The sequence below is a fragment of the Komagataeibacter oboediens genome, from assembly GCF_003207815.1.
Lineage (GTDB): Bacteria > Pseudomonadota > Alphaproteobacteria > Acetobacterales > Acetobacteraceae > Komagataeibacter > Komagataeibacter oboediens.
In genome coordinates, this window is record NZ_NKTX01000020.1 from 34265 (window position 1) to 49385 (window position 15121).

The window sequence follows — 15121 nt, forward strand, 5'->3', positions numbered from 1 at the left end:
TGCACAGGTCGCCCCTGTGGCGGCGGGAAAATGAAATTCTTCTTTACTATTATTTTTGCCACCGACATGGCACGCACCACGTTGAAGGGCTGGACATGCTTTGTCGCAGATTGGCCACGATCCCGTGAGATGGTGGCCCCGTTTCCAGATCGTGGGAACAGACATGCGGGGATTGTCCTTCCATGTCCTGAATTATGACAATATATGTCAGCGTCACGTTAAGGTGATGCTGGAATGATCCATCATCCCGATTCGTCGGTCTTTGTTGCAATGGGATTGTCGCAAAGTGAGCAGGAAACAGATTTTTCTTCTGGGCTGTATGGCATTGATCTCCCTGCCGGGGATCGCGCTGGCGCAGTCCTATGATGACCGGCCCCGTGCCGTGCCCGTGGCCATGCAGCCGGAAGACGAGAACAGCAGCCCCAGCCCGTCGCAGATGCTGGTGGATGAACGCGCGGGTGGATGGGTTGCCATCCACCACACACCCGATGCGGGCGCGCATACTGACCTGTGCATTGCCGGATCGGAAAGTGAGATCCTGATGTTCCGCGCCGATGCCGAATCGCTACAGGTGCGCAGTGCCGATGATCACTGGACGCTGGCCAGTGGTGAAAAAGGCGACATGACGGTTACGGTAGGGACTTACACCCGCGTGTTCCACATGCAGGCCAATGACGCCACGACCCTTGCGGCTGATATCCATGCCGATGACCTTACCCACCTGCTGGATGCCATGGCGAAGTCGCATGTGGCATTGGTGAAATTTGGCGACCGAACGACGCTGAGCGTCAATCTGGCGGGCAGCATTCCCGTGCTGGACCGTTTCCGGGGCTGCACCGAAACCCAGCATTTTGCCGATCTGGGTCAGGGCGCGGGACAGAAGGCATCGCCTTTCTAGGTAAATGGGAACAGAAGTATCCGGGTGCCGTCTCTGTCGAAAAAGGCCTTACCAGAAACGCCTTTATAATCTGCGGGATGTTCCACAGGCAGGCTCAGTGCTCTGCAGGATGGGGCGCCACACCGGCCTGCTGGCGGGTGCAGCGGTGCCAGCGGTCAGGTAGCGCGTGGCCGTAATAGAACCCGCGCTTGAGGATGTTTTGCACCAGCCGCAGGCCCGGATTGGCGGCAAAATACAATGCGCGTTCCAGACCGGTGGTGGTGGGTGCGCTGACAAAGCGGGCATTGCCGATATAGGACGGGAATTCCCCGTTTTCCCGCGCCAGTCCAGGCCAGACGCTCAGTGCGCCAAGTCCGGTTTTCCACGGCTGTCCCATTAATGTGTCGATCGGGGTGGCGGTGTAATGCAGGCAGCGCAGGATCTTGCGTGCGCCGGACGGGCTGACCAGATAGGCATGTGCCCCGCCGGGCGTGGTGGAAATACGCGTCAGCCAGTAGTTCCGGCCCAGGGGCACAAGTTTGCGCTGCAGGCGGGTGGCGTGCTTGGCGTCGCCGAAAAAACGCACGAACTCCCATTCATCCCGTCGCTGCATCAGGGCACGCACCACATACGGCCAGTCGGGGGAGAGCAGGACATCGTCCTCCAGAACGATCCATGGCCTGTCTTTCGCCGCGATCTGCTGCAGGGCTTTCTTGTGTGACAGCAGGCAGGCGATCTCGCCGGGATACAGGTCCTTGCCCATGAAAATCCGCCGCCTGCACCGATTGTATATCCCGTAATCACGTTCGGTCAGGCTGGTGGCGTCAACCGCATTCATAAATTCAAAATCAAGACCGAAACCTGCCAGTTGTCGGGTTAATAATTCCCGGCGCTGTATGGCATGTGGCAGGCTGATAATGAGGATATGGGGAAATCTATATTCCTGATCATGTGGTCGTGGATGCATTTTTATTTTCAGATCATTGATTCTATATCAGTAATATCTTGACATAACCACTTGACAGGAACGGATCGCGGCACACTAGCGATGCTGCCCCCTGAAGGATAGAGATATATTCGTGGGTTCCATTGCCGCATCTTCCCCTGCCGTGACCTGTTTTCCTGCAGATGGCAGGGCATATGGCGTGCTGCATGTGCCCGGATATGACCTGGGTTGCGGCCGGCGGGACAGTCCCCGGTTGCGCATGCATGGCAGCCCGCACGCTGGGCTGTGGTGACAACGGGCGTGTGTATGGCAAACATTCTTCCTTTCCGGATTGTCAGCGCTGGCTGACCTGCAGAAAAGGAAGACAGGACGTGAGGGGACGTTTTCATCTTGGCGCGCTGGCTGGCGGGCTGGCCATCATCGCGGCGGGAACAGTCTTGGCACCCGCCATGGCGCGGGAGACAAAGGCACGCCATGATGCTGCCCCCGCCCCGGTCGCGACGCTGGATGTGGCGGCGTTCCAGACGCAGGCGGCGCAGTATGTTGGCAAGCCGGTGCGGATTGAGGGGTGTTACATTACCTCGGCCAATTCAGGCGGGGCGGATTGCGCGGCCTTCCGTATTGCTGATCTGCCGGGACAGGTGGACTGGAACGGTGCGGTGCCGCTTGATGGCCCGACAATGGAGGAATCCTCCTTTCGCAAGGCCCAGCAGATCTGCGGTGACACGGGCAAGCATGAACAGTGCCAGGCCGAGGTCAGTGGCGTGGTGTACGACCCGTTCGGGGATATGGGAGTGCAGGGGCAGCGTAATTTTGAACTGCGCAATGCCCGGATTCACTGGCTGGCGGAACCGGCGCCACATAAGGCGGATCATCGCCATGTGGGTAATGAACGCTCCGCGTCCCGCTAACGGGCAGATTGCAAGCTGGCATGGGGATACCGTTTCTCCATGGCCAGATGGGGTGGCCCAGCCGCTCAACTGTCATGAACGCCTGCAGGTTGCCTGAAAAAGACCATGGATAAAAACAGGAGTCCCTTGGTGTCGCCTTTTTTCAAAAAGGCGGCGTTTCTGGTTAGCCGATCTTTTTTATCCCTTCACGCCTGCGGTTGGTCGACCAGACGCAGCATGTAGCCCAGTTCCGTCTTGGCCATCCGTTTTGCCTGCGCCAGCAGGGCATCGCGATCGATAAACCCCATACGGAACGCGACTTCGGTAGGCGACCCGACCAGCATGCCCTGACGGGACTGGATGGTCTGCACGAAATTGCCAGCCTGCATCAGGCTGTCGGGCATGCCGGCATCCAGCCAGGCGCAGCCGCGTCCCAACTGGTCAACATCCAGCGTGCCTTCTTCCAGATAAATCCTGTTGAGGTCCGTGATTTCCAGTTCACCGCGCGCGCTGGGCCGGACCCGGCGTGCGAATTCCGTCACGCGGTGATCGTAAAAATACAGTCCGGTCACAGCCCAATTGGAATCGGGCTTTTCAGGTTTCTCGACAATATTCAGCGCGCGAGCGTTTCTGTCGAACGAGACGACGCCATAGCGTTCAGGATCACGCACCTGATAGGCGAAAACGGTCGCCCCGTTCGCCTGCTGCGCCCGTTGCGCCGCTGCCTGCAGCAGACTGCTCAGATGATCGGCAAAAATCAGGTTGTCACCCAGCGCCAGTGCACACGGCGCGCCATCAATCCAGTCTTCCCCGATGATGAATGCCTGCGCCAGCCCATCGGGCGCGGGCTGGACACGGTAGGTAAAACGGACCCCGAACTGCGATCCATCGCGCAGCAGTCGCTGGAACTGCGGCATGTCCTGCGGGGTGGCGATGATCAGGATATCCCGAATCCCTGCCAGCATCAGGGTGGTCAGGGGATAATAGATCATCGGTTTGTCATAGACGGGCAGCAACTGCTTGGATGTGGCAATCGTCATCGGGTGCAGGCGTGTCCCGGAACCACCGGCCAGCAGGATTCCCTTCATCGGCCGGGTGTGTGTGGCGGATATGGCTGTCATGCCCGGGTTCCCAGTCTGTGGCCTGTGTAGTGCTGCGCACGGATGTTTTCCCACCACGCACGGTTGTCCAGATACCACTGGACCGTGTGGCGGATGCCGGTTTCGAAATCATGCCGTGCGGTCCACCCCAGCGCGTGTTCGGCGTGGGTGGGATCAATTTCATAACGGAAATCATGGCCCGGACGGTCGGCGACAAAGCGGATCAGACGGTCACGCGGGCCATCGGGGTCCGGCACCAGTTCGTCCAGCACGTTACAGATGGTCCTGACGACCTGCAGGTTCGTGCGGGGCTGGCGTGCGCCAATGGCGTAGGTTTCCCCCGGTTTCCCGTGTTCGATGGCCCGGACAAGGGCTTCGGCATGGTCTTCGACAAGCAGCCAGTCGCGGATGTTTTCGCCCCGGCCGTAAACCGGCAGGTCCTTTCCTTCGATGGCATTGATGGTAACAAGCGGGATCAGCTTTTCGGGGAAATGCCAGATCCCGTAGTTATTCGTCGTATTGGTGACAAAAGTGGGCAGGCCATAGGTATGGTGCCATGCCCGCACGATATGGTCGGACGCCGCCTTGGACGCGGAATAGGGGCTGCGTGGATCATAGGATGTGGTTTCGGTAAAGGGTGGATCACCCGCATCCAGATGCCCGAAAACCTCATCGGTCGAGATATGATGGAAACGAAATGCCTTCCGGCGGGCGGTATCCAGCCCCTGCCAGTACGCATGCGCTGCGTCCAGCAATGTATAGGTGCCCATTACATTGGTCTGCATGAACACGCCCGGCCCGTCGATGGAGCGGTCCACATGGCTTTCCGCCGCAAGGTGCATGACGGCATCAGGCTGGTGGGTATCAAACAGGCGCTTCATGGCCGCAGCGTCAAGAATGCTGGTGCGAACGTGGTGGTAACGGTTGCTGGACGCAACCTGTGCCACCGTTTCGGGTGATGCGGCATAGGTCATGCAGTCGACATTGATGACACTGTGCGCTGTCCTGTGGATCAGATGCCGCACCACGGCTGAACCGATAAAACCGCAGCCTCCGGTCAATAATATTTTTAATGTATTCATATAGATGTTCGATTCAAATTCGGTATTGACCTGACCGTTGCGGCCAGAGTGTGCCCATAAAGACCCGTCAGCCGGTGGCGCGGGCCATCCGGTTACGCGACGCAGTATCGACGATGATGGTTAACCATTCCCTATGGGGAGCATCGATCTGTGGGACGAAGGGACGACAGCGCGATGTGACGGGCGTGCGCATGGGGACGCACGTGGTGGTCACGGCCCCGAAGTGGCGGCGTCCAGACGCGGGCGATAGGCTTATGTGGATTGAGGAGCAGACTGTCCCGGCCCGTTCAGGCAGGGCGGGGCATATGGCCGACCTGTCAGGGCTGGTGCATCAAAACGGCATGATGGCCCGGCGTGCAGGCGACAGCCGCCCGTAAGGTCTGGCAGGGCCGTCCGTGCCGGGACGGGAAACATGGATGATGTCAGGTGCAGGTCAGCAGGCCCGTGCGGGGGATGTGCAGATGGTGATGGGACTACATATCACGTAACGCCCATGTTCACCGGGTAGCGCAACCAATACGGCATGAGGCGCAGGACGCTGTGCCGGCTTTCTGCCATGACCGCCTGTCCGCAACGCGTGGTCCTGCGGCCGGGGATATTATTCCTTATCCGGCGTGCCCAAGCAGGTGCGACAGCAGGGTAAATATCCCGCCGCACAGGACACTGCCCATGACGACCATGGGCACGATCCACATCTCGCGCATAATGCTTTTCGCATGGTCCACGGCACGGCGTGTCTGGACGCTGCGTGCGGAGGGCATTGGCGTATTGATCATGGTTGTCATGGCGTGACGTCCCGGGGTGCTGAGGCCCCAAAAAAGCGACTGCGGTTCGTGACCGGTGGCGCGTAATGCAGACAGGATCGAACCCTGTCAAGCAGGAAAATTCATCCCATCCGGAGAGGGCACGGTCATCACGTAAAAAAGGCCAGTTGGCCGCCGTTTTTTCCACGGGATATGCTTTTCATGCGTAGCGGCGTTGCGGGCCGTGTCGGGATGCCCGATAAGATCCGTTTGGCCATGCGAAACTGGCCGTCCTTACGACGGGATTCCCTGCATGACTCCGTTCGCGCTGATTCTGACCGGCATCGGTTCCATTGCCGTTCTGCTTCTGCTGATTTTGCGGATGCGGCTGCATCCTTTCGTTGCCCTGCTGGTTGTGGCGGTGGGGGTGGCGCTGCTGACCGGCATGCCGGTGGCAAAGCTGGCCGACGCGGTCCAGGGCAGCATGGGCCGCACCATGGGGCATATTGCCATTATCGTGGCGCTTGGGGCGATGATCGGGCGGATGATCGACCTTTCGGGCGGGGCCGCCGTGGTGGCGCGTGGACTGGTGCGCCGCGTAGGAGCTGCGCATGTGCCACTGGCGCTGGTCATTTCCGCCTTCGGTGTGGGTATTCCGGTCTTTTTTGAAGTGGGCGTCATCATGCTCATGCCGCTGGTCTATGGCATGGCGCGGCAGACGGGGCGGCCGCCTGCGGTGTTCGGCATTCCCATGGCGGTGACCATGCTGACGGTGCATGCGCTGCTGCCCCCCCATCCGGGCGCGGTTGCGGTTGCGGCGGCGCTGGATGTGGGGGCGGGGCACATGCTGCTGCTTGGCCTGCCGCTGGCGGCGGTGGTCACCGTGCTGACCTATGTGCTGACGCGCCCGATCATGGCACAGCCCTTTGGCTGCTCACCCGACATCCGCGCCGTGGTGGATGAGGCGCGTGATGCGGTACGGAACCATGACGCGGCGGATGGACCCGCACGCCTGTTCCTGCAGGCAGGCCAGCACCGGCCGGTCGGCATGGGGGAAGTCATTACGGTCATTGCCGTGCCGGTGGTGCTGATGGTGGCGGGTACGCTGGCGGGGGAACTCATGCAGCCGGGCCGCCTGCGTTCGGTACTGGTCTTTGCGGGGATTCCCTTTGTTGCCCTTGGGCTGGATGTCATGCTGTGCGCGTGGCTGCTGGGGCTGCGGCGGGGGCTGGCGCTGGCTACGGTGTCCGACGTGGTGGCCGCAGCCCTGCCGGGGACGGCCATCATCATCCTGATTACCGGCGCGGGCGGCGCTTTCGCACAGGTGCTGGTGGGCAGCGGTGTGGGTGATGCGCTGGGCGGGCTGCTGGCGGCCAGCGGGCTGCCGCTGCTGGTGCTGGCCTTTGTCCTGACCATGATCCTGCGTGTGGCGCAGGGGCCGACCACCGTGGCGCTGATGACCACGGCGGGCATTCTTGGCCCCATGATCGGGCGGCTGCACCTGGACCAGACGCATCTGGCCCTTGTGGCGCTGGCCATGGGGGCGGGCGGCATGGCGCTGTCGCATGTCAATGACGCGGGGTTCTGGATCGTGACCCGTATGTGCGGCGTCAGCGTGCGCGAAGGCCTGCAGAGCTGGAGCATCATGACGCTGGTCGCCGCCCTGCTGGTCTTCGCTGGTGTCGCAACGATGTGGGCGGTGCTGCCTGCCTGATCGGCATAGGTAATAAAAATTTTGGGTGCCGCCTTTTTTAAAAGGCGGCGTTCTTCGCAGCTTTTTGAAAAAAGCTTCACACAAAACTTCTGGTGGTTTTCAGCCCGTCAGCGGCAGCAGGAACGGCGCGGTGCGGCTGTCTGGCGCGCGGGCGACATCATGCGGCGTGCCTGCGGCGACAATCCGGCCGCCGGCATCCCCCGCGCCCGGTCCCATGTCGATGATCCAGTCCCCGCGCGCTGCCACCCGCATGTCATGTTCGGCCACCACCACAGTATGGCCGCCATCGACCAGCGATTGCAGATGGGTCTGCAGCCGGTCCACATCCGCCGGATGCAGGCCGGTTGTCGGTTCATCAAGGATATACAGCGTATGGCCCCGGCGTTGCTTCTGCAGTTCGGTCGCAAGCTTGATGCGCTGCGCCTCGCCCCCCGACAGCTCGGTTGCGGGCTGTCCCAGTCGCAGGTAGCCAAGACCGCCCTGCTGCAGCGTACCCAGTGCGTTGGCCAGTGATGGCGTATCGGCAAAGAACGTGGCCGCGTCATCCACCGTCATGTTCAGAACGTCAGCAATGGATTTCCCGCGTATCGTGACTTCCAGCACATCCGGCTGGTAACGCGTGCCGTGGCAGGTGGGGCAAGGGGAATAGACACTGGGCAGGAACAGAAGTTCCACCATGACCGAACCCGCGCCCTCGCAGGTGGGACAGCGGCCCTTCGGCAGGTTGAAGGAAAAGCGGCCTGCATCGTAACCGCGTGATTTCGCAAGGTCGGTTGCGGCATACATCTGCCGGATGGTGTCGAACAGGCCGGTATAGGTCGCAAGGTTGGAACGCGGGGTGCGGCCGATCGGCTTCTGGTCGATCATGACCAGCCGTTTGATCTGGCCGACGCCTGCGGCAACATGTCCCTGCGGTGTGCCGATGGGCATGTCCCCGATGTCCTCGCCGTCGGTGTCCTGCACCAGTTTCTGCCCCAGCGCGCGGGCGATGATGGCGGGCAGCGCCTGACTGACCAGACTGGATTTGCCCGACCCGGACAGGCCGGTCACGGTCACGAACGTGCCCAGCGGGATTTCGACGCTCAGGTCACGGAGGTTGTTCCACGTGATCCCGTCCAGTTTCAGCCACCCCTTCGGCGTGCGTGGCGTGCCCGCAATCGGCGCATCACTGGCGAACAGGTAGGGCGCGGTGCGTGACAGCTTCACGTTGCGCAGGCCGTCGGGCGGCCCGCTGTACAGCACCTTTCCCCCGCGCGTGCCCGCATCGGGACCGACATCGACAATCCAGTCCGCGCGGCGGATCAGGTAGAGGTTGTGTTCCACGATGAACAGCGAATTTCCGGCTGCCTTCAACCCCTCCAGCGCATCCAGCAGGTTATGGGCATCCGCCGGGTGCAGCCCGCTGGAGGGTTCGTCCAGCACATACACCACGCCAAACAGGTTGGAACGGATCTGTGTTCCCAGCCGCAGCCGCTGGTATTCCCCCGGTGAGAGGGTGGTGACGGACCGGTCGGCCTGCAGGTATCCCAGTCCCAGATGTTCCAGCACGCCGATGCGGCCGATCAGGTCGGCGGCCATGCGGCGGGCGGCAATGGCGGTGGCATCACCCGCCTGCGGTGTTTCCGCCAGCACCTGCGTGCCGTCAGCCAGCGGGGCAAGCGTGTGCGCGATGGTGGACAGGGTCTGCTGCGTCATCTGCGCAATGTTCAGACCGGCCAGCGTCACGCGCAGGGCATCGGGGTTGAGGCGCTGTCCATGGCAGGTTGGGCATGGGGTGGCGGTCAGGAAACGTTCGGCCCGCCTGCGCATGTTGGCACTCTGTGACGTGGCGAAGGTATGCAGCACGTACCGCCGCGCGCCGGTGAACGTGCCATTATAAGACGGCGGCACATGGTCACGTATCGCGCGCTGCACGGCAGCGTGGTCCAACCCGGGATAGACGGGATAGGTTGGCGTTTCCTCGGTATAAAGGATCCAGTCGCGCGTTTTCTGCGGCAGGTCGCGCCATGGGCAGTCTACGTCCACACCCTTGGTGATCAGGATGTCACGCAGGTTCTGTCCCTGCCATGCGGTGGGCCAGGCAGCCACGGCGCGCTGGCGGATGGACAGGCTGTCATCAGGAACCAGAAGGGCTGTGGTGGTGTCCATGATCCGCCCCTGCCCATGGCATTGCGGGCATGCCCCCATGGGGGTGTTGACGGAAAAGGATTCAGCTTCCAGCCGTTTCATCCCGGCGGGATAATGCCCCGCGCGGGAATACAGCATGCGCAGCAGGTTCGACAGCGTAGTGATGCTGCCGACCGAAGACCGCCCGGTGCCTGTGCCGCGCTGCTGCTGCAGGGCGATGGCGGGGGGCAGCCCTTCGATTGCGGTCACGTCGGGCACCGGCATCTGCCGGAACAGCCGCCGTGCGTAGGGCGATACGGATTCCAGGTACCGTCGTTGCGCTTCAGCATACAGCGTCCCGAAGGCGAGGGATGATTTCCCCGATCCTGAAACCCCGGTGAACACCACCAGCCGGTCACGCGGCATGTCCACGTTCACGTCTTTCAGGTTGTGTTCGCGCGCGCCGCGCACATGTACGAAATCCGCCCGGTCGGATGAATCGGGGGCGGGATCGGAAGGGGGGCGCTGCGACATGGACGAAGCCTTCATGCAATGTGCCGGTTACGGCGGTGCGTCTGTGCCCCCGTTATAACGCGGGAGTGAGATTTTGTCTGGCCCGGTTTATTCTGTTATCGCACGTTTAATAATTATATATGGAAAGGTCGTGGGCCACCCGCTTGACCGATGGGACAGGGCAGCGCATCAGGAAGATTGATACAGAACGAACGATCAGGGCAGGCGGAAGCATGAAAAGGTTCATCATACTGGGCGCATCGATATGCCTGTTTTCCGGGGCGGCCCACGCGGCGGGTGCCGCCCGCCATGGGGAGACGGCGCCCGTCATTGCCGAGGCCGAGCGTCACGTCGCGGCCACGCTGCCTGATCCGCACGGGGTGACATTCCGCAACGTTGCGGTGCACCCCATGGATGCGACATCGGTGGTGTGCGGCGAAATGGCCCCGCACAATCCGCCCGCCGGCGGGGTGTTCATGAAGTTCGGCTATGTGCAGGGACAGGATGACCCGGTGATCTTCAGCGGCCGCGAAGTGCCGCAGAAAGTCGAGTTCAATGAAGTCAATTCATGGCTGAATGACAGCATCAAGCTTGAGGACCTGGAGGAAATGGGTTGCGTGCCCCGTGGCACCTACCATAGCTATAACGAACGTCTGAACAGGGTTATGTCCCAGCGCAAGCAGTTTGGCGTGAACTGAGGGCAGGGCAACTTGTGTCCCCGGCGTGTGTTATGCGGGGCATGCATCCGGACGCCACGTCTGTGGCGACATCAATCGCAGCCTGTCTGCCGGCCAGTGGTGTCAGGGCGGCCCCGTGACTGGATGATCCTGTAATGATGGCGGGGTTCAGGCCGACAGGGTAGCGCGGTGTTTCATGCCGCGCAGGGAAGGGAAATTCATGACAGATGTAACGCAGTCCATGCTGGGCCAGGATGTGTTCGCGACAGGTTCGGGCCGTATGGGCACGCTGACAGCCGTCAACACCAATGCTACCATCCAGATCACGGTTGATGGTCCGGCGGAAAGTACCTTCACCATTCCCGTATCATGGGTGCAGTCTACCGATGGCGGCAAGATCCTGCTCAGCCATACGCTGGAAGATGTACAGTCCTATACTCCACCCGCCTGAATGATGGTACGCTGACTGCCTGATGTGATGGGAAGTGCCGCGCATGCCGCATGAAACGCAACGGCAGGCTGTCCCGGTTGCAGATGCGCGGCCGGATGGGGATACGTTTCGCGTGCCACTGCAGCATGCGCCTGAGGTACTGCTGGCCCAGGCGCGGGCCGTGCGCATGCCGGTCTTCGCGCCATCACGCAGGGTGTCCGATCTGGTTGACATCACGCAGGTTGATCCGGCCATCGCGCTGGATATCCGGTACGCCACGGCGCGGAATTTTCTGGGGTTTCCCATCTACCCCGCTGCGCGCGCCTTCCTGCAGCGTCCGGCGGCCCTTGCCCTGTCCCATGCGCGCGGGCTTGCGGCACGACATGGTTATGGACTGCTGGTTTATGACGCCTATCGCCCCTGGCATGTCAGTTACCTGTTCCGGCAGGCGGTGCCGGAAGCCCTGTATGAATTCGTTGGTGATCCAGCTGTCGGTTCACGCCACAACCGTGGATGCGCCGTGGACCTGACCCTTTGGGATCTGGCCACGCGCCAGGTCGTGTCCATGCCGTCGGGATTTGATGAAATGACGCCGCGTGCCCATGTCACCTATGCGGGCGGTGATGCCGGGACGCGTGCCCGGCGTGACCTGCTGGCCCGTATCATGGCGGCAAGCGGCTTCCTGCCGCTGGCCGAGGAATGGTGGCATTTCGATTATGTTGACTGGCAGGATTATCCGGTCATGGACCTGCCTTTTGATACGGTCGGGAACACCCCCATACGCTGACCGGATCCGGCATCAGTCGTTATGGATGGTGCGGTCGATCGAACGTCCGGCCTTTTCCGCCGGTCCCTTTGGCGGGTCAAAGGTATCCTGCATCTTGTCACCGAAATGATCTATTTTCTCGCCCGTGGTTTCGTGGTGGCGCTTGCACGCGCTCAGCCCCGTGCCCGCCAGCACCAGTGCCAGACCAAGCGCGGTCAGTGAACGCACACGGCGGCGGGACGGGAGTGTGGGATGGTCATGATGCAGGGACAGGCGGAACTGGATACGGGTCAATGCGGGGGTTGTGCCCGATGGTGTCGTGGACGAAGACGTATGCGTATCCATGTGCGGGTTCCTGCCGTGGTATGATGAATCCTCAACTATGAAAACGCTACCCGGGTTCCGGTTGCACATAAATGTGAGCCGCTTAGCTGAACATGGCCCGGCAGTCCGGGCACAGGCGCAGGAAACGGCCATCCGCGACAAAGGCGGTATCGCAGTTCAGGCAGGTGCGGCGTACCTGGTCCGGCCGGTCCATGGGCAGGGCATTGCGGATGCGGTGGCGGCGCAGGTGGGCCTCCAGTGTCTTGATGTTCAGGCCCAGCCTGCGCGCGGTTTCACGATTAGAGCAGCCCTGCCTGCGTAACTGCGCAATGGCCGGGGCAATGGCCGCCCAGTCCAGTCGTGGGCGACAGGGTGTGGGGGATGTCTGTACGCTCTGCGCGTGTTTGTGTGCATATTCCATACGACACTTGTGTTAAAAAAATACACATGCAGCAAGAAAATAGTGAGGATAGAAAAAATATAATCATGCCTGCCAGATGTTTGTGTATTTTTTTCATACACATACAAGGACACATCATGCACGATCCCCATTTGCCCGCAGGCTGTACCCAGACTGACATCGACGCCCGATTCGAACCGGAAGAACCCGCATGGGTCGCGTCCTATGTCACGCAGCTCCGGCATCGCCTTGACCGTCTGGAGACGATCCGGACGGAACTGGCGGCCGATTGCTTTGATGGCGCATATGACGGGGCGGATATCCTTGGCTATCTGGATGACGAAATGGAAACGGTCCGCATGGAGATCGAACACCCACAGCTCACGGGTGGGGACTGATCCCATTCAGTGGGGCGGGGCCTGAATATTTCCATTTGAAAATGAAATCGGGAACCGGCAGAAGCAAGGGGAAAACCCTTTTTGCATGGATATGGAATGACCGAACCGACCTGCCTGCCCGATCTGGATCATGAACATTTCCTGCGGCAGTCCTTTGCCGTGGCGGAGCGCGCGCGTCAGGGCGGCGACCATCCTTTCGGCTGCGTGCTGGTGGATGCCCAGGGCAACGTGGTGATGGAACAGGGGAATGGTTACACGGCGGAAGGTGGCGACATGACTGCCCATGCCGAACGCCTGCTTGCCACACGGGCATCGAAAACCTATGCGCCGGACATGCTGGCGTCATGCACCATGTACACTTCCGCCGAACCCTGTGCGATGTGTGCGGGTGCGGTGTACTGGAGCGGGATCGGCCGCGTGGTCTATGGACAGAGCGAGGCCAGCCTGAAGGAGATAACGGGCAACCATCCCGAAAACCCGACGCTGGACCTGCCCTGTCGCATGGTGTTCGCGGCGGGCCAGCGACCGGTGGCCGTCATCGGTCCCCTGCTGGAAGATGAAGCTGCTGAATTGCAGCGTACCTTCTGGCGGGAAAAGAACACGTCGGCTGTCTGATCATCCATTGATGGGGAAATGGAAATTTTGGTGTGTCGCTTATTTGGGAAATAGGCGGCATTTTTCCGAAGCTTTCTGAAAAAGCTTCACCAGAAACTGCTTATGATTTTCAGGTCCATGCCGTCAGAACCCATTGGTCGTGGTCTGTCCGTTGGCCATGGAATAGGAACAGGCCCGCTCGCCATCGGTTACCACCAGCCATATGATATTGCGCAGCCCGGTATAGAACTGCCCTGCATCCTTCAGTGAGGTATAGCCGTGATGGCGGAACCATGAAGCGACGATGGTCGTGGGCTGGGTACCGAAAGATTTCTTGATCGTTTCCAATAGCTTGTCACATTGCCCACGCGTGAAGCTGTCGTGGTCCTGATACCATATGCCGACCAGTATGCTGTTGCGCCGGGGGTCGAAATCGGCCACCGGCATCATGTCGCTGTCATAGCTGTCGGGCAGGCTGTCGATTTCATGCTGCATGGCGCGCTCGGCCCGGATCAGGCCAAGGTCCATCATGGTCAGCTTGTCGGCAAATAATGTACTGATCACCTGTGACGGAGATGTCTGGGCGGCAGCGGTGCCGCAATATCCGGACATAAGGGCAAGAAACAGGAACAGATAACGCAAGATATCCCCCATGACAGGAACTGGTTCGGGCCATCCTTGTCACGGATGGGGCCGGTACGGACGGTCCTGTATTTCATGTCATGACATGGATTAAATAAAAATAACCTTTTAGGCCACCGTGCGTATCTTGAAAGTTATGCGAATAAGTCCTATCTGCCATGAGAATAATAGCTGACATGGCGGTGAATGGGAGTGCACGCGATATGACACGGATAAAGCTTGCCCGTAATCATCCGGCGAGAGACGCGGGCGTATTCAGGCGGCGATGGTATTGTGGACCTGCTGGTGGGCTTTCCAGTGCCAGGGCAGGAGTTCATGGAGGCGTGGATTGGGAATGTCATTGATCCGTGCCAGGACATCGGCGAGCCATGCCTGGGGATCAACATCGTTCAGGCGCGCGGTGACGATCAGGGAATACATGGCGGCGGCGCGCTCTCCGCCACGATCGGACCCGGCGAACAACCAGGCTTTCCTGCCCAGGGCGATGCCGCGTAGGGCGCGTTCTGCTGCATTGTTCGTCAGACAGATACGGCCATCTGTGAGGAATCGTGTGAATGTATCGGCACGCCGTAGAAAATAGTTCATGGCGTGGGCAACGGGATTTTTGGTCGACATGCGCCGGCAACACTCCCGCATCCAGTCGAACAGATCGTCGACCAGAGGGGCTATGTCTGTTTGACGGACTGCCAGCCGATGTTCTGGGGGCGTACCGTTGATGGTGCGCTCGGCTTGGAATATGGCGTCGATCCTGCCTACTGCCTCTATGGCGAGGGGCGCCTTGTCCCTCTCGGCGATTTTGAACAGTCCCCTGCGTCCATGCGCCCAGCATCCGGCGGAGACAACCGGCGCGGGTTGGCGTCCCGGTTTCGCCAGAGTGTTATAACCCGCATAGGCGTCTGACTGCAAAATGCCGGTCCAG

At 60.7% G+C, this 15121-nt stretch carries 18 protein-coding genes; 9 read left to right on the forward strand and 9 right to left on the reverse strand.

Annotated elements, in window-relative coordinates; genetic code table 11:
• The first annotated feature begins 286 nt into the window (after positions 1–286).
• Positions 287–898 (forward strand): hypothetical protein, encoded by a 612-nt coding sequence (locus tag CFR80_RS09860; RefSeq protein ID WP_232275789.1) that lies wholly within the window; start codon positions 287–289, stop codon positions 896–898.
• A gap of 94 nt (positions 899–992) precedes the next feature.
• Here CFR80_RS09860 and CFR80_RS09865 read toward each other — a convergent pair whose 3' ends face one another.
• A complete protein-coding gene (locus CFR80_RS09865; protein WP_010515271.1) occupies positions 993–1844 on the reverse strand; it encodes a glycosyltransferase family 25 protein in 852 nt (283 codons plus the stop codon).
• A 350-nt stretch (positions 1845–2194) separates the two neighbouring features.
• Here CFR80_RS09865 and CFR80_RS09870 point away from each other — a divergent pair, with 350 nt between their 5' ends.
• Entirely contained in the window at positions 2195–2734 is a 540-nt protein-coding gene (locus tag CFR80_RS09870) for a hypothetical protein (RefSeq protein ID WP_029329593.1), read from the forward strand.
• Between the two features lie 185 nt (positions 2735–2919).
• Here CFR80_RS09870 and rfbA read toward each other — a convergent pair whose 3' ends face one another.
• The gene (gene rfbA, locus CFR80_RS09875; RefSeq protein ID WP_010515273.1) at positions 2920–3801 is read right to left on the reverse strand and encodes a glucose-1-phosphate thymidylyltransferase RfbA; all 882 of its coding nucleotides are present in this window, start codon (positions 3799–3801) and stop codon (positions 2920–2922) included.
• Between the two features lie 29 nt (positions 3802–3830).
• The gene (gene rfbB / locus CFR80_RS09880; protein ID WP_042658920.1) at positions 3831–4895 is read right to left on the reverse strand and encodes a dTDP-glucose 4,6-dehydratase; all 1065 of its coding nucleotides are present in this window, start codon (positions 4893–4895) and stop codon (positions 3831–3833) included.
• A 113-nt stretch (positions 4896–5008) separates the two neighbouring features.
• Between rfbB and CFR80_RS09885 the strand changes: the two genes are divergently transcribed.
• Positions 5009–5272, forward strand: a complete 264-nt coding sequence (locus CFR80_RS09885; RefSeq protein ID WP_146221629.1) for a hypothetical protein — start codon at positions 5009–5011, stop codon at positions 5270–5272.
• A gap of 228 nt (positions 5273–5500) precedes the next feature.
• Here CFR80_RS09885 and CFR80_RS09890 read toward each other — a convergent pair whose 3' ends face one another.
• Positions 5501–5680: a hypothetical protein gene (locus CFR80_RS09890; protein ID WP_010515276.1), complete on the reverse strand. Its 180-nt coding sequence runs from the start codon at positions 5678–5680 to the stop codon at positions 5501–5503.
• A gap of 271 nt (positions 5681–5951) precedes the next feature.
• Between CFR80_RS09890 and CFR80_RS09895 the strand changes: the two genes are divergently transcribed.
• Positions 5952–7352 carry a GntP family permease gene (locus CFR80_RS09895; protein ID WP_010515277.1) on the forward strand — a complete coding sequence of 467 codons (1401 nt, stop codon included), beginning with the start codon at positions 5952–5954 and terminating at the stop codon, positions 7350–7352.
• Positions 7353–7451: 99 nt separating this feature from the next.
• Here the strand turns inward: CFR80_RS09895 and CFR80_RS09900 are convergent, their stop codons facing one another.
• On the reverse strand, positions 7452–9992 hold the full coding sequence (locus CFR80_RS09900) for an excinuclease ABC subunit UvrA (protein ID WP_010515278.1): 2541 nt from the start codon (positions 9990–9992) through the stop codon (positions 7452–7454).
• Positions 9993–10204: 212 nt separating this feature from the next.
• Between CFR80_RS09900 and CFR80_RS09905 the strand changes: the two genes are divergently transcribed.
• The 3 genes from CFR80_RS09905 to CFR80_RS09915 all read left to right on the forward strand — a co-directional run bounded on the left by CFR80_RS09905 (position 10205) and on the right by CFR80_RS09915 (position 11865).
• The gene (locus CFR80_RS09905) at positions 10205–10669 is read left to right on the forward strand and encodes a hypothetical protein (protein WP_232275791.1); all 465 of its coding nucleotides are present in this window, start codon (positions 10205–10207) and stop codon (positions 10667–10669) included.
• A 199-nt stretch (positions 10670–10868) separates the two neighbouring features.
• The gene (locus tag CFR80_RS09910; protein WP_010508653.1) at positions 10869–11099 is read left to right on the forward strand and encodes a DUF2171 domain-containing protein; all 231 of its coding nucleotides are present in this window, start codon (positions 10869–10871) and stop codon (positions 11097–11099) included.
• A gap of 43 nt (positions 11100–11142) precedes the next feature.
• On the forward strand, positions 11143–11865 hold the full coding sequence (locus CFR80_RS09915) for a M15 family metallopeptidase (protein ID WP_010515280.1): 723 nt from the start codon (positions 11143–11145) through the stop codon (positions 11863–11865).
• Between the two features lie 12 nt (positions 11866–11877).
• Here the strand turns inward: CFR80_RS09915 and CFR80_RS09920 are convergent, their stop codons facing one another.
• Both CFR80_RS09920 and CFR80_RS09925 read right to left on the reverse strand, forming a co-directional pair.
• Positions 11878–12189 (reverse strand): hypothetical protein, encoded by a 312-nt coding sequence (locus tag CFR80_RS09920; protein ID WP_010515281.1) that lies wholly within the window; start codon positions 12187–12189, stop codon positions 11878–11880.
• Positions 12190–12271: 82 nt separating this feature from the next.
• Positions 12272–12589, reverse strand: coding sequence for a helix-turn-helix domain-containing protein (locus CFR80_RS09925; RefSeq protein ID WP_010515282.1), 318 nt, complete (start codon positions 12587–12589; stop codon positions 12272–12274).
• Between the two features lie 116 nt (positions 12590–12705).
• Here CFR80_RS09925 and CFR80_RS09930 point away from each other — a divergent pair, with 116 nt between their 5' ends.
• The gene (locus CFR80_RS09930) at positions 12706–12966 is read left to right on the forward strand and encodes a hypothetical protein (RefSeq protein WP_010515283.1); all 261 of its coding nucleotides are present in this window, start codon (positions 12706–12708) and stop codon (positions 12964–12966) included.
• 96 nt (positions 12967–13062) lie between these two features.
• Complete coding sequence (locus CFR80_RS09935; protein ID WP_010515284.1) at positions 13063–13581, forward strand: nucleoside deaminase; 519 nt, start codon at positions 13063–13065, stop codon at positions 13579–13581.
• A gap of 123 nt (positions 13582–13704) precedes the next feature.
• Here the strand turns inward: CFR80_RS09935 and CFR80_RS09940 are convergent, their stop codons facing one another.
• The gene (locus CFR80_RS09940; RefSeq protein ID WP_232275794.1) at positions 13705–14202 is read right to left on the reverse strand and encodes a hypothetical protein; all 498 of its coding nucleotides are present in this window, start codon (positions 14200–14202) and stop codon (positions 13705–13707) included.
• A 255-nt stretch (positions 14203–14457) separates the two neighbouring features.
• Positions 14458–15121 (reverse strand): IS66 family transposase (tnpC, locus tag CFR80_RS09945; protein WP_110507294.1); only part of this gene is annotated, 664 nt, incomplete at its 5' end.

Excerpts from the sequence above, each read along its gene's own strand:
- CFR80_RS09865 (WP_010515271.1), bottom strand. The coding sequence starts at position 1,844 with ATGCATCCACGACCACATGATCAGGAATATAGATTTCCCCATATCCTC.
- rfbA (WP_010515273.1), bottom strand. The coding sequence starts at position 3,801 with ATGAAGGGAATCCTGCTGGCCGGTGGTTCCGGGACACGCCTGCACCCG.
- rfbB (WP_042658920.1), bottom strand. The coding sequence starts at position 4,895 with ATGAATACATTAAAAATATTATTGACCGGAGGCTGCGGTTTTATCGGT.
- CFR80_RS09885 (WP_146221629.1), top strand. The coding sequence starts at position 5,009 with ATGATGGTTAACCATTCCCTATGGGGAGCATCGATCTGTGGGACGAAG.
- CFR80_RS09890 (WP_010515276.1), bottom strand. The coding sequence starts at position 5,680 with ATGACAACCATGATCAATACGCCAATGCCCTCCGCACGCAGCGTCCAG.
- CFR80_RS09895 (WP_010515277.1), top strand. The coding sequence starts at position 5,952 with ATGACTCCGTTCGCGCTGATTCTGACCGGCATCGGTTCCATTGCCGTT.
- CFR80_RS09900 (WP_010515278.1), bottom strand. The coding sequence starts at position 9,992 with ATGTCGCAGCGCCCCCCTTCCGATCCCGCCCCCGATTCATCCGACCGG.
- CFR80_RS09905 (WP_232275791.1), top strand. The coding sequence starts at position 10,205 with ATGAAAAGGTTCATCATACTGGGCGCATCGATATGCCTGTTTTCCGGG.
- CFR80_RS09910 (WP_010508653.1), top strand. The coding sequence starts at position 10,869 with ATGACAGATGTAACGCAGTCCATGCTGGGCCAGGATGTGTTCGCGACA.
- CFR80_RS09915 (WP_010515280.1), top strand. The coding sequence starts at position 11,143 with ATGCCGCATGAAACGCAACGGCAGGCTGTCCCGGTTGCAGATGCGCGG.
- CFR80_RS09920 (WP_010515281.1), bottom strand. The coding sequence starts at position 12,189 with ATGGATACGCATACGTCTTCGTCCACGACACCATCGGGCACAACCCCC.
- CFR80_RS09925 (WP_010515282.1), bottom strand. The coding sequence starts at position 12,589 with ATGGAATATGCACACAAACACGCGCAGAGCGTACAGACATCCCCCACA.
- CFR80_RS09930 (WP_010515283.1), top strand. The coding sequence starts at position 12,706 with ATGCACGATCCCCATTTGCCCGCAGGCTGTACCCAGACTGACATCGAC.
- CFR80_RS09935 (WP_010515284.1), top strand. The coding sequence starts at position 13,063 with ATGACCGAACCGACCTGCCTGCCCGATCTGGATCATGAACATTTCCTG.